Here is a 15,022-nt window from a genome sequence, read left to right on the forward strand (position 1 = left end):
AATGAATATTTTTAATCTACCTGATTTAGGTGAAGGATTGCCTGATGCTGAAATTCATGAATGGTTTGTTAAAGAAGGCGATACAGTAAAAGCAGATCAACCCTTGGTTTCTATGGAAACAGCTAAAGCTGTAGTTGATGTTCCCTGCCCTCAAAGCGGTACTATTGCCAAACTTTTTGGCAAGCCTGGTGATGTTATTAAAACCGGTGAGGCTTTGGTTGCCTTCGTTTCTACAAGTGCAAAACCTGCTGATAAAGGTACTGTAGTGGGTAATCTTGAAGAAAGCACCGAAATCAGTGAGGATAATTTTGTAATAGGCTCACAGAATTCGGATCGAAATCGTGTTAAAACAACTCCTGCCGTAAGGATGTTGGCTAAAAAATTGGGTGTGGATCTGAACACCTTAAAAGGCACAGGAGATCATGGTGTCATTACTCGACATGATGTTCAGAATCAGGCTGATAAAAATTCGCAGCCCCCTGTCGGTTTTGAACCATTGCGTGGAGTCAGAAGAGCCATGCTAAACAGCATGGTTCAGTCCCATGCTGAAATAGTACCTGTGAGTATTTTTGACGAAGCGGATATTAACAGTTGGAAACAAGGAACGGACATCACCGTTCGTTTAATAAGAGCAATTATCCATGCATCGAAAACGGAGCCGGCTCTTAACGCCTGGTTTGATACCCGACATGGCGCCCGTCAGTGTTTTGAAGAAGTTCATCTTGGATTGGCTATGGATAATGATGAAGGTTTATTTGTGCCGGTTATACACGACGCCAATAAGCATTCAGATGGTGAATTACGCCAGATAATCAATGACTTCAAAGAATCGGTACGAAATCGTGCTGTTACCGCTGATAAATTAAAAGGTGCGACAATTACCTTATCCAACTTCGGTAAATTTGCAGGTCGTTTTGCCAGCCCTATCATAGTTCCTCCAATGGTATCTATATTGGCTGTAGGAAGACTCTATAAAAGTGCTGTTGTCACACCTGAAGGTTCAATTGAAGCACACAACATGCTTCCTCTCTCCCTCAGCTTTGATCATAGGGCTGTAACCGGAGGTGAGGCGACTCGATTCCTTGGTGCAGTCATAGAATCATTGCAGAAAGCCTGATCTTTTATATACCGGCTCTCGGTAGCAATTAGTGCTGAGAGCTGCTGTCAACCACATAGGTATTAAAGCCCTGTAGCCTCTCTAGTGTTAATTCCTACCCATCGCTTTTTGAATTATTTATGTATCACTATTCATCTTGCTTAGCCCTCTTCCTGCGCATTATACGAAGGATCAATAGATAACCTGAGTCAATAATTCTATAGTTGACTCAAATTATGGTTGAATTCCACGCTAAAAGCGTCGAACGCAGGCCTGGATATAATTGTTAACAATCCCCTGCTGTTTCACTTATATCATTTCATAACAAATTGAAACAATACAAAGTATATTAAGAAAAATTATTACGCAGATCGGTTAATATTTCTTTAATATTTAAGGTCTATAATCAACTTATAAGACACTTGACTGGTTTTTTACAATGAATCTAAATAAAGAACAGTTCGATATTTTATTTGGTCGTTACAGGAGTAAAAATCCCAATTTTCCAGCGAGTGATGCTGCCAGAAAACAATTCAAACTTGCTATTGAATATATTGAAAGAAAATTTGAATCCGATTTTATTAATTTATTTGCCTTGAGTAGTTCCAAAGAAGACACATTTGAAGAGCATAAGTCACATTGGGACTTTGCATGCCAAATATTTGATGCGAGTTTACCAGCACAAAATAATTTTAAATTTGATACCAATAGAGCTGAACTGGAGAAAATCAAGGTAGAACAAAAAATTGTCCATACCTCCCTGATATCAATTCATGGAATGACCAGAAACCAGGGATTAAGAGAAAAACTAATCAAAGGCAACTTAACAAAATCAGAATGGTTAACCGATCTTGATTTACAACGAATGCTCGAATTAACAGGAACTCAGGACAAAATTCATATCCTGACCTTTGATCCACAATCAATTGGTACAGCATTACATTTTGAACGAGAAAAACATACTGACGGCCTACCTTACTCCATTCCAATTTTACTCAATAAAGGAAGTGACGCCTCTAATCAGGGATCTCATTGGCTTGCTGCTAACATAACAGTTGATCCAACTGCACGTACTGTTTCTTATACGATTACTGATAGCATGAAATTATCGGCAAGCGAAGAGCAGGCTTATAAAAAACTGATCGAAGATGCCATTAATTATCAAGAACACAATTCTCCTGATCTTATTTCATTTAAAGGTTTTCCCGCAAACGAAGGATGGACTCTTAAACGATCCGATAAAGACGTTGTAAGTCAAAATCAAAATGATGGTTTTTCCTGTGGGTATAGGGCACTGCATAATTTATTTCAAATTGAAGGTATTGTTGGTGATAATGAAATTGCAAAAGACTATAAAGGAATCAAAGGTAAAGATGGCGGATTACTTGAAGACAGCAGTGAGTTAGTAAAGGCATTTTATGAAGCACAACTTGAGAATTTAGTAATCGATGCATCGGTGTATGATGCGATTAATCACAAACAACGAAAACTATTTGAATCAGATCATGATCAAAAACGAATCAAAAACACTGCAGTACAAGAAATCCTAACGCTGCAAAATCCCTCAGTCACAGAAGATCCCAGCTTTTTGGTCAATCCAGCAGTAAGTGAGGCTGTAAACAAGTTAAATGGATTTTCCTCTGTTTTTTCATTTCCCGGAATAAGTGATCCGTCATTAAGCGCGACAGATTTTGAACAATTGTTTACTCAACTTCAAATAAAACTGGATAGATTAGATATTAATCTAAAAGTACTGACCTTGACTCCCTGTAATGCCGATATGTTGGATGGGTTAAATGCATATTGTGGCTTAAATGCAGGAATAAGAGTTGATAAACTTAAAATCGATCTCGATCCATCAGTCAACCCCGAGGTCTTTGTCGCTAAATTAAAATTAGCGCTGAATAACCTCTCAGAAAATAATTTAGCAGAACTTGCTATCTCTGACAAAGGTAATGTTCTGAAAGAAGAACACTGGTTACAAATCTATAACTTTGTTGAAAAGAAACAAGTTCCAATTGCCATTACTCTTCCAGAGAAGTTCTTAAATTCTGCAGTACAACACCAACTTGATGATGTTGTTTCTGTTAACCAGCGCGTAAAAAATCAAAATGAACTGGGTAAGGAACAAAAAGAGCGAAAAGCTCTGGATATTGAAAACAAAGGAATTCGCAAGAGACCCACTTTAAAGGATGCTCGAGCCGGAATAAATATTGATATAGAACTTCAACAGGAACAACAGGTTGAAGTGGCCGTAGCTGTTCAAAAAACTCGTGAGTCAAATGAAGAGGAAGTAGGCTTTGGTGAAATTCATGCTCTGGATTTAGATGGCATGATGAAACTATTTCTTAGTAAAGGTGGCTTGGCGATTAGTCCTGAAGCCCAATTGATCTCCAATAGCGAGTTAAAGAAAAACTGGCATACCTGGATGGGAGACATTGTTTATGTGGAACATAATGGTGTTCGTTATGATCCACTAAAATCAGATACTGTACCCCAGGGAAGAGAGGTCATTATTAGCGATACACGATTTGGTAAAATCAGTATCGAAGCAATAGAACAATTAATGGAACATAGGGAACAATTCCGATATGGCCTTAATCCAGATTTTCTTCCGCCTGGATTTGCGTTGGTTCCAGATCCCGGAAATTCTGAGAGTCTTATCTTGCATTATGATAAGAGCGCGGCCCCTGCCAGTACGGATATAGCTCCTCAACTACAGGACAAAAAGTACAATAAGCCACCATCAGCAGATGTGTTTGCTGAAATGATCAGTTCATTAAAACCCAATGATAATGCTCGAGACGCAGTATTATTAAAACAATGGAATGCTATAAACAGTTCTAATTATTCACGAGATAATACTTTTGAATTTCGAGGTCAATTTTCCAAATTATTATTGTTGAATAAAGATCAACTGGAACAGGTTTTTAATCTATGTAATGCAGAAGGAACATTCAATGCAAAAATATTGCATTACATCATGGAGAACAATCAACGCACAGAATCACTCTTTAAAGGGAATGCTAATAGGACAGAGGATAATTCCGTTGCATTTGACAGTATTGTAAAACTATTTAATGGATCTGAAGATTTAGCAAAAAGCTTTATTGAATTATCACATCATATCGCTACTACTGTGCCGGATAAAAACCAACATATTCTTCTGACTTTGTTAGCAGATAATCCTGAACTAAAAAATCAGGTCGAAAGCTGGGCAAGCAAACTTTCATTTGATGACAAACAAATGAATGCGCTATTACAAGTTTATACTGAGTATTCAAGCGCAGGGTTATCAAAATTATTTGATGTATGGAAGGATATTGATAGTGATCTGCTGAAACAATTGAATAATACGGTGTTTAAAAAAGCCGATTCATTTGTTCCCCTGATCAAAGACGAAAAAATGCAGGTTGCATTAAAAGTTCTGAGTGGATTAAGTCAGGATAAAAGCAAATATGCCTGGTGGTCCAAGTTATTAGAGCAACATGCTTCTGCAGTAGGTTACGACAGTTTACCTGAATTGGTTAGTGCCTTTAATTCATTTACCAAAAAAATTGAAGAAATGGGTTTAACCTTTTATCCCAATGTATCCTTCTCTGAAGTTAAAAGTATGCCCACGGTATTGGGACGAATATTAACCATCCTAGAAAATACAGCACCAGCTGACCGAAAACAACAATGGAAAGAAATAACTGCCATTTCATTAGAACCAAATGGTGCCATCCGCGAATTTACCCGTTCCAATCTAAAAGTATTTGTTATACCCGAAATGAGGGTTAATCCACTTGAGTATAACAATACTGATTATTCTGCAAAGGGAAAATGGAAAACCATTGCGGAGCAAGGCAATCTGGTTGAGACAAGAAAAGAATTTTATCGTTTTATCGCGCACCAGAAAGATCGATTGCCCTTGGATTTTTATCGTGAGATGGATGCAAAAATTGTATCTTCAAAGTGTACTGATACAGAAAAAGCGAAATTATTTGCATTGCTGGCCGATAGTACTACAGGGATAACCAACGTAGAACTATCAAGTAATTTAGAGGAGTCAAGACAAAACTGGACTCATATTGTCGATACATTAAATGATATCCCTCTACCAAGTGTTTTAAAACTGTTTGAAAGTAAAATTCGGGAACAATTAGTCGATCGTTTATATGACTTAGGTAATGCTCCCGCATTACCAGTATTGAAAAAATTACTGGATTTAATTGGCAATGCTTTGAAAATTGAAGGGAGTGTCTTTAACGCTAAATCAGAATTACAAGAAAAAAGTCAGCGTCTCAACACTACCTGTTATATTCTTGAGCAAGTCACACAGAATTGGGGTGATTCAATCTATACCGGTATGAAATTTTATACCGATGATACTTATAAAGAACCAGGTGAATCAATATTTTATCGTCATTTGGATACCGCGGTAGCACTTTTAAACGGACCAAATGGCTGGGCCTTCGATGACAAGGAATACGGTAGAAAAATACTATCGCTCATCAGTACATTTGGACTCGCAAATGGGGATAAAGAGGCCAATCAATCCACAGCTTTTAGAATAAGAACAATCTTTGATGCGGCATTAATGTCAAGTACATCAGCTGTTAATACTGCCCTATATATGTTGCAATCCATGGATAAAAATGGCCCACCTCCATTAACTCCTGACGATTTATATCAGTTCATTAGTCAATTTAGCAATGAGTACATTAGTTCAAGGGACATCACTAAAATCCAAAATATGGTCAAAGACCGATTTGAAAACTACTTTCCAGATAACTACTTTAAATTACTGCAAGCCGAAGGCATGCCTGCTGAAGCAAAACAGGTACTTAACTCCAAATTTAGTGAAAATGAACGTAAGTTTGTTGAGGGATTAGTATCACATTATACTGAGCCAGGTGATTCCTTACAGTATTTAGATGTTATTAAAAAACTCGTAGTCATAACTCGCGACTTATCAAAATTAGAACGAGAAACGTTTTTACAAAAATTAAATTCTCCGGCTATTTTAAACAATACAACAATAAATGATTTAAATCAGTTATTGGAAGGTATAAAAAACAGTGGTTCTCCAAATGATTTCCTATTTTTCCTTAATAAAGCAGAACATTTCAAAGGACAAACTAGTGTCGAAGGTCAAGTCCGTGGTTTAATGCAAAAAACCCAAGTCTATTTGAACACGATACTGCCTTCAATGGAGCAAATGAAGAGCAAAGTAGTATCCAAGATGGACTCTTTGAATCTGGTTATCGATTTATTGTTAACAACCAATCCCGATAAGTTGGGTTCCTCACCTAAAATAGCACGTCCAGATGATAATGATTTTCTAGAAATACAAAAGCAACTTGCCGTAACAGTTGATGCTGCAGATCCTAAACTGCTCGAAACACAAATTAACTCATTCATTGAGCAAGTGCCTGGCGCAAAAAATCTTATCGCTCTAAAAAACTTGCAGGAACATTTACAGGACTTGAACAAACCTGAACCTGTTGTGGTTCAGCCAGAACAGGATAAACCATCAGAAAGTAATATAGTAGTAAAAGTAATTGTTGGCGGAGCAAAAGCAGTAGTTGGCGGAGCAAAAGCAATTGCTGGATCTATTTATAATTTTTTTAGTGGAACAACTGATGCCAAAACTGAAGTTACCCCAGCAGCAGTCATTCCTGCACAACCAACTCAACCGGTAACCGTTGTCATCAAAAAACCTAAAATTCTAGATGCCAACTTATTAGCAAAAGCCAGCACTGAACTAGCAACAATTATTGAAAAAAGAAAGCAATTCGATCAAGTGTTTGTTGATTTGTTTAAAAGTATCAATCAAGCAGCGGAGCATTATCCTGGTGATAAAAACACCATCATCAACTACCTGAGACACTTTCTTTCTAACAATTACTCAAGTGATGAACAAATCGTTTTTTCATGGAACAACATCAACTTAATTAAAGATGCATTTATTGATCTTGATGATCCTGATGTGGTTCGATCTCTTTGCAACCATTTCAGTAATGACGAAGGTGAATTTACTCATGAGTCCTTATTAAAATTATTGTCTTCAGAAGAGTATTCAACATTTCCTAAAGACGAGAAAAAGTTATTTTTAAGCATCTTAACTTCATTAATTAACAACGATAAGCCCTGTACCCTTCTTGAACTCAACGATTTAATGACTCGATGTAAAGATGAGAAAACGGGGCCGATTCTTCTTGAAACATTAAAAAATATATATAAATCAGCACCTTACCCTACTCTCGAACAATTTCAGGAATGGGAAAACAAGTGTCCTAAAGATAGTGACTTAGCGAAGCATCTTGCTGATTGCTATGCACAATTTGATAAAGAACCATGCGCCCGAGAAAGTGTTAATGGGTTCAAACTTGATTTTGCAAAAGAACAAGTCGCCAAAATGGGTGGAGTAACCTACAGCGATAAAGAATTAGAGTCAATTGACAAAGAAGTTAAAGCAGTACGGAATTTATCGACCGATGAAATCAAAAATGAATTGCTGGAGTTAAGAAGTAAAACAAAAGAGCTAAGTACTGAACGTCTGGTCGCATTATCTGCTGAGCTGATGTATCGGACCAAAGGTATGCCGGCTGTTTTTGATGAGAAAGGCAAGCAAAAACTGGGACGTTCTTTTGAAATTCATACTACCCAATATTTAGCAATTCACTCCATGCTAAAAGCCGGTACGCACGTGACGAGCGAAATTGGTACAGGTGAAGGTAAGTCACGGATTATGATGCTCATGATCTTATGTCAATATGCTCAAGGGAAAACCGTCGACTTTGTTACAGCTGATGTGCAACTCGCCACACGAGATTACTTATCCTTCAGATCATTGTTTCAATCTCTGGGCGCTAAAACAAATATTATTTATCAAAATACCCCTTCAAATGAATATGCTCTGGATGGGATCAATTTCTCAGACGCGGCCAATTTAAGCTTATTCCGTAATAAAGCGCGAAGTGAAGGAAAAGCGCATCAGGTTATTGCTGAAAATCCCGATCAAAGAGCCATGATGCTTGATGAGGCAGACAGAACCTATTTCGATATGTCTGATACCCGATTTAATTATTCTGCAATGGCTGATGCAACCATACGCGATATGCCCTGGGCTTATGAAGTATTGGTTGGATTTTTTTCCCAGGATAATCCTGAAATAATGAGGTTGTATCAAGAAGATATTGATGCCTGCAATAAACTGTTAATTGAGTATGCCTATAATAAAGTGGGACCTGAAAATGCAAAACGCTTGGAATCGGTTGCTCAGTCTCAACTAGAGTCATGGCAACAGTCAGCCTTAACAGCTTTGGTACTGGAGCTGGATAAGGACTTTGTGATTAAACCGGATATTGAAATTGAAACGGCCAAGGGTCCACTGATGGTAAGCGAGGCACGTTTACTCATTGGTAACCGCGAAGATCGCAGTTCTAAATTTTCATTCGGTGTGCATCAATGTCTGCATGCACGATTAAATATGCTGAAAAACAAACCAGATGCTGCAAAACCTGGAGATGAAAAATTAATAGCACGATTGGCTGAATGTGAAAACCAATTTTTTATTGATAATGAAAAACAAATTATATATTCATCTACCAGTAAATCCATGCTGGATGAGTATGATCAGGGTACGGTCTGCGCTGTAACGGGAACTGCTGGATCAATACGGGAGCAAGAGGAAGCAAAAGCCTTATATGGTAGTAGTAAAGATAATGAGGAAATGAGTTTCATTTCAGTTCCAAGACATAGGGGCTTAAATCGAGTCGACTACCCTCTTTACCTCGCCGCGGATAAAAAATCACAATTCGAACTTTTTGCTCAACAAATTCGAGAAGCCCGAGCTGCCAATCAACCTGTCGCAATTATTTGTGAAAATGATATAGAAAGTCAGGCAATGATGGATTACTTAAAAACAGTGTTCCCTGAAGATCCCTCGATGGTTCGAATTAGTTCACAAACAAGTTCAACTGAAGAAGCAGAACATATAGAAAACCATGCTGGACTTCCTGGAATGGTTACTGTATCAACAGGCATGATTGGTCGTGGAACAGACATACCCTTGAAAGATAAGGCTGCCGATCGTGGATTAAAAGTACTTGTAAATTATTTACCTCGGGAGCGAGAGCTGAACCAAATAATAGGCCGTGCAGGTCGGTTTGGCGCTGAAGGTGATACACGTCTTATTCTCAATAAAGTAGACTTGAAAAAGCAATTCGGAAAAACAAGTCTCAATGATGGCTTTTATACAGCTACAGAAGCCTACATCAAGCAGCAACATGCTATTATGGATAGAAAGGCTCAGGTTGAAAGGATGATAAAATTTACTGTTGCTGATTTCAGACGAGATTTAACAAATAATTATTTTGATCAATTTTTTAATGAGGTTGCTACCTATCAACAACCGCATCTAAGCACACCATGGAAGAAATTCTTTGACGAAACGGATAAGAAATGGACTGAAACATGGCAAGCAATCAAAGGAGAAATGGATAGTATTAATCCGGATGTTTCGGTCATTAATAAACATCTTGATAATTATCAAAATATTGTTCAAGCAAAATGGAATGATTTAAAACAAGAAACATCGTTAATGAAACTGGCAGGTAAAACCATGGACTCTCCTACAGATCTGCTGAAGTCTGATGTTGGAGCACTGACCCTGTCAGAGAAATCAAAAGCAATTTTGGCTGAGTTCAGTCCTGAAAAAATTGCTCCATTAAAAACTGCGGTTTATGATAAATACGATCCGGCTCATGATGGTAAAGCAGTATTATATACTCGACCCTTTGAAAAATTACGAGCCGTCTTCCGAGGAGAGCGTTCCCTGTTTGCTGATTTTAATGCCTGGATGGATAATAGAGGAATTTTATTCCCTAATCTTCGTGCCTGGTGGAATGGTCATATGACTTTCGGACAACTATTATTTGGTGGCGCAACTAAGGACAGTGTAGTGATTTCCGAAAAAGGTCGAGAGATTACTGAACAAGCAGTTTCAAAAACCACTATTAATGGTGGGCCCTCAGCAATGGTTATAGGTCTTGGAGTTAAAAGTGTACCGACAGCAAAAGTCGAGGAACTTGAAGAGGAAAATCTGAATAAATTATCATCAAGTGTCACTGTACCTAAAGCTGAAGTAAGGTCTATTCTTGAACAATCAGGTGCTCTTACAGAGCATGAGGATGAAGCACAGCATGATGCTGAAGTAGAGCCTACTAAATCATTTTCACGTTGAGTGAAATAAATACTTGGATATTATATACAAATAATTTTTACAATACTATGTACATAAAGAACAGGACTTTAAAATGAAAGATGAAATTCTTCAATTAGCTAGAGAAGGTAATGAAGACAAATTATTAAAATTAATAGCAGGTACACGCTTTTATCCTGATGCCATCAAAGAGGCAGCTAAATTTAAGCATACTCTGCTTGTAAACAAACTGTTCGAACAATTAAGTTTTAATCCCTATAACACTATTACTGGCTTGACTATCCCTCAACTGGCTTTAGTCAACTCAGCACTTGAAGGTTATTCTTCTGGATTACATTTTGCAGAAGTAAAAAACATGGTTTCTTTAGGCGGGAATATTTTTCATGGGTTGAATGCCTTGATTTCTGAGAGTCTGTTAACAGAAGAAAATGTCTTTAAATTGATTGATTGCGCTAAAGATGAAGTGCAAAAAACAACATTATGTGACAGGGTTGAAAATACTTTTGATATAAAATGTCATCCCGGGGTAGAACTGTCTGAAGCTTCAAGCGACACCAAAAGATTAAATCATTGAGTGAATATCGGGCTTGGGGAGCAATGGAACAGCCAACCGACTTAAGGCCTTTCTGCAGTTCTTAATGGTCTTAACTCACCACGTTTCACCTCATCTGGCATGGCAAAGGAATATCGTCCGAGCATATTAATGTGACCATACCCATATGCGGACAGTCTGGCTACATCTTCATCAAGTACCAGGAAGCCTTCTTGTCGTAATTGATTGATGGCAGCATCCATATAAATGGTATTCCAAAGTGTGATAATATTTAAAACAAGCCCAAGAGCACCAAGCTGATCTTCTTGTCCAGCCCGATACCGTTGATGAAGCTCCCCACGCTTACCGTGAAAAACAGCGCGACCTAAACTATGTCGACCTTCACCCAAATTTAATTGCACTAAGGTCTGACGACGGAATGATTCATCATGAAGATAATTGAACATGTGGATGGTTTTGTCAATTCATCCAACTTCTGCAATTGCTTTAGCTAAACGAGTTGGTTTATCAGCCACTTGAAGAGTGCGCATAATGCCCTCTGCAGGGACTCTCCCTAGCTTTAATGAGGCTAACAAACGTAAAATATCATCCCACACAGGAGGAACAAGATTTATATTTATACGGCTTTTTGCCAGCACATTGAGCTTTCCATAATCAGCCAACGGATCAATCCGCTAGAATCGAGCCCCACCCATATCAGCCAATCGCGGACTGAAACGAAGTCCCAACAAACGAAAAAGTCCAAACACAATATCATTATATGCACCTGCATCTGTCATGATCCGCGTTGGCTGTAATTCAGTATGTTGTTCAAGAACAACGTCTAACAATATTAGGCTATCACGTAAAGTGCCTGGTACTGTTACAGCATTTAAGCCTGTTCGTTGATTAGAAATTAGATTGTACCAAGTAACACCACGACCGGATTTAAAATATTTTGGATTTGGAGCAGCGTGCACTGTTCTAACAGGTACAACGAAGCGCATGCCATCAGCCGATGCAATATCTCCTCCTCCCCATTTCTTAGCTAATGGAATTTGATTTCGAGCAGAAACGAAAAATGGCATTGACCGCCATTATCGTTTCATTTCGAATATAATTTTGATCAACCCACACTAACCTGTCTCTTTTTAAAGCAGGTATATCCTCACGAACAAACGGTTCTCGTCCAGTATTGCAAGCACCTGCTAGCAATTCAGCACATAAACTGATTAATAGATCCTCGGCATGCGCACTTCCTTCATTGATGTGGGTAAATCCATCCGCAAATCCAGTTCGTGTGGCTATTTCAAGTACCATCTCGGGTAAATCGACACGAGGTAATTTTGCTTTTACAGCGGCTCTCAATGCTTTTAGTGATGGAGGCTCATCAAGTGCATCGAGCTGAGTTAGAATCAGTTCTTCATTACCTTTAACCGTTTCAAATCGAACAGCAGGATTATTATCAATATTTTCAGCAACTAACCGATACACTTGATGTAGTTCATCTGAAAGGCTTGTGACTATTGGTGTTGAGTCAATTGTTAAATTTAATGAACGGCAAATCATAGGGCGTACTGCCTCCCACTCTGAGCCAGAATAAAGATTGGCTCTTGGATCAGCATACCGCCAACTTGGACTTATGAATACATCCCTACGTTTCAGTGCCGATTGCAATTTATCAAGAACGCAAAAAGTATATGCCGTCCGGTCAATTGTAGTTTTTTTGCTATCTCTGCCAGTTATGGATGCTATTAATACAAGCTCTTTATCATTCGCATTTTTTTGAACTTCCTCCATGTTCAAAATGGATTTTTTCAATTTCTCAACATGAGGTTGTTTTTTCTCTGGTACAACGATTGCCGTAATTTTTTTATTGATAAGATCAGCCTACAAAAGTTTATCGTTATGCAAAATAATACCATCTTGGGTTTTTACAAGTTTCTTTATGGCACGATAAGTGGGTCTTGGTTCGTCTTGTGGCCAATTGATAACACTGCATTCATTTTTAATAACAATATTACGTTTCCATGATATTCCAATAATCTCCATTGGCGGTTCATCTGTTTTTTTTTCCTTTAACCATTCAAGACTGACAAGAAGATGTTTTCCCGCTTGATTACTATCAAAATTTATTATTCGAAGGAGCGAAGGTAAAAATTTCTGAATTGTTTTTTTCCTTTGTTCACTCTCCGAGCATGGGCCGATACTACATCTTCATCTGGGAAGACGATCATGACGGTGTTTGCTGGTATTGCTGAATTTGAACGGGATTTAATTCGTGAGCGGACGGGTGCTGGTAGAGCTGCGGCTAAGAAAAGAGGGGTACAATTTGGACGTCCTGAAAAAATGAATGCGGAGCAAAAATCATTGGCCAAGCGTCTGTTACAAGAAGATAAATCAGTTAGTGAGGTTGCTAAAAGTTTTAATGTTCATAAAGCAACAATATACCTGATGCAGAAGATGAGCATGGAGCTCTAACTAATAATGTTTCATGGAGGTAGCCTATATACTTTATTCTCCTTCCCCAATAAGCAAACTCTAATGTAGCACGCCAGTTCTCGAACCAACTTGCATCTGAGATTACTCTACCTAGGAATTAAATTAGCATGGTGTTATGCTATAATTAGCTCATAGTGTTTAATTTATGTTACCAAATTATGCCGGAAATTACAGGAATTGAGAGCGAGCTGATTGAATCCACTATGCGTAAAGCTCATATACCTGGTGTCAGTATTGCCTATAGAGATGGTAAAACAAGCACTCTTTCAACAACAACCATTGGCAGAACTGACACCCGTGATACACCTGATACATCAACTGTAAGCGATGTGCAGCCTGATACTCCTTTCGGTGCAGCCTCTTTGAGCAAGCCTGTTTTTGCTTACCTGGTATTAAAACTTATAGACGAAGGTAAATTAAGTAGACCTGGAGAAAGTGCCGCGAGTGGCTTAGATAGGCCATTGTATGAAATCTTACCTTTGAAGGATTTTTTTAGTAAACATAGCCTGAAACTAAGCGAAGCTGACATAGAAGTAGCCAGATCAATAACCCCAAGAATGCTACTTGCACATACCTCAGGTATCAATGATCATAATGCGCAATTGAACTTTACTCCTGGTAAAGAATACACATATTCAGGTATGGGGTTATTTTATTTACAGGCAGTAGTTGAGAAGGCAACTGGAGAAGAATTATTAGAAGTTCTCGCCCAAGAGTATGTGTTTAGTAAGTTGAAAATGGAACACAGTAGTTTCGTTCCACCTGAAGCACCCAAAGAGAAAGCTTGTGCTGCTAACTCCCTTTTTACCACCCCTAGTGATTATGCAGTATTGATGAATGCTTGGATGCAAGATAAAAGCACTATCATGCAGGAAGCTTTTGAGCCTCAAATATCGTTAATTAAAGATAACCAAATATTTCCTTCCGGGGAAAGTGCTAAATATGTAGACACTAAAGTTAAAGAGCGTCTTGCATGGGGTTTAGGATTGGGATTAGAACTTGATGAGACTGGAAAAGCAGTTAAAGCGTTTCATACAGGCGATATGAATCAGTTTCGTGCGCAAATGGCACTCGATTTAGAAAAGAAATCCTGCATTGTTTATTTTTCGAATGCTGATAAAGACTTAGAGGCAAATGGCCATGTTTTAGGCCCGCTCATTATTACACCGAAAATTCCCGTCGATTACGCCCATACATGGTTTTACTCAAAATTCCCCTTTGCATTACACATTGACCAACTCTCTGAGGAGTCTCGTTTTGGCACAAGAGTACAAGGCGAGGATAAAAAGGCAGACAGCGATGCTGTTATGGCAGTATTTATGTCAATAAGTGTGCCAACACCTGCTCCAAGTACTCATGAAAAAAGAGAAGAGTCTGGTGCTAGCCCAGAAGTACAAGCAGGTAGCTATGCTGTAATGGGAGCGCTAATGCCATCGCAATCTCCGGCCGCCCTAAGTACTCAGGAAATAAAAAAACAATCCACTGAGGAATCTTCTCGTGCAATGGTGGTCGAAGTAGAAAGCCCAGCAGAAACTGATAAACCTTCACCACCATCACCATTTAAAATTACGCCTAAAGCACCTGGTGAATGTTGAAGTTTGATGAATGGTTTAGACTATTAGAAAGCCTTACGTCGGTTGGCTGTTCCATTGCTCCCCAAGCCCGAAATACGAGGAACTCT

5 protein-coding genes and 1 pseudogene are annotated in these 15,022 nt (G+C 38.5%); 5 read left to right on the forward strand and 1 reads right to left on the reverse strand.

Annotated features, from left to right (window positions below; all coding sequences use genetic code 11):
* The first annotated feature begins 1 nt into the window (after nt 1).
* The 3 genes from Lqua_RS06005 (at nt 2) to Lqua_RS06015 (ending at nt 10,881) form a co-directional block, all read left to right on the forward strand.
* A complete protein-coding gene (locus Lqua_RS06005) occupies nt 2–1,117 on the forward strand; it encodes a dihydrolipoamide acetyltransferase family protein (protein ID WP_058473377.1) in 1,116 nt (371 codons plus the stop codon).
* 418 nt (nt 1,118–1,535) lie between these two features.
* Complete coding sequence (locus Lqua_RS06010; protein ID WP_058473378.1) at nt 1,536–10,328, forward strand: preprotein translocase subunit SecA; 8,793 nt, start codon at nt 1,536–1,538, stop codon at nt 10,326–10,328.
* A 73-nt stretch (nt 10,329–10,401) separates the two neighbouring features.
* Nucleotides 10,402–10,881 carry a hypothetical protein gene (locus Lqua_RS06015; protein WP_058473379.1) on the forward strand — a complete coding sequence of 160 codons (480 nt, stop codon included), beginning with the start codon at nt 10,402–10,404 and terminating at the stop codon, nt 10,879–10,881.
* Between the two features lie 41 nt (nt 10,882–10,922).
* Here Lqua_RS06015 and Lqua_RS18695 read toward each other — a convergent pair.
* Nucleotides 10,923–12,555 (reverse strand): annotated as a pseudogene (locus Lqua_RS18695) (Tn3 family transposase); the annotation flags it as partial.
* Nucleotides 12,556–13,074: 519 nt separating this feature from the next.
* On the opposite strand from Lqua_RS18695, the gene Lqua_RS06025 reads away from it, so the two are divergent.
* Nucleotides 13,075–13,320 carry a recombinase family protein gene (locus tag Lqua_RS06025; RefSeq protein WP_083501271.1) on the forward strand — a complete coding sequence of 82 codons (246 nt, stop codon included), beginning with the start codon at nt 13,075–13,077 and terminating at the stop codon, nt 13,318–13,320.
* Between the two features lie 179 nt (nt 13,321–13,499).
* Nucleotides 13,500–14,936, forward strand: coding sequence for a serine hydrolase domain-containing protein (locus Lqua_RS06030; RefSeq protein WP_058473380.1), 1,437 nt, complete (start codon nt 13,500–13,502; stop codon nt 14,934–14,936).
* Nucleotides 14,937–15,022 lie beyond the last annotated feature (86 nt).

It is taken from the genome of Legionella quateirensis, assembly GCF_001467955.1.
In the GTDB taxonomy this organism is placed as follows: Bacteria; Pseudomonadota; Gammaproteobacteria; order Legionellales; family Legionellaceae; genus Legionella; species Legionella quateirensis.

Bases quoted from the DNA above. Each gene is read 5' to 3' on its own strand.
- Lqua_RS06015 (WP_058473379.1), top strand. From the start codon at position 10,402: ATGAAAGATGAAATTCTTCAATTAGCTAGAGAAGGTAATGAAGACAAA.
- Lqua_RS06030 (WP_058473380.1), top strand. From the start codon at position 13,500: ATGCCGGAAATTACAGGAATTGAGAGCGAGCTGATTGAATCCACTATG.
- Lqua_RS06010 (WP_058473378.1), top strand. From the start codon at position 1,536: ATGAATCTAAATAAAGAACAGTTCGATATTTTATTTGGTCGTTACAGG.
- Lqua_RS06005 (WP_058473377.1), top strand. From the start codon at position 2: ATGAATATTTTTAATCTACCTGATTTAGGTGAAGGATTGCCTGATGCT.
- Lqua_RS06025 (WP_083501271.1), top strand. From the start codon at position 13,075: ATGACGGTGTTTGCTGGTATTGCTGAATTTGAACGGGATTTAATTCGT.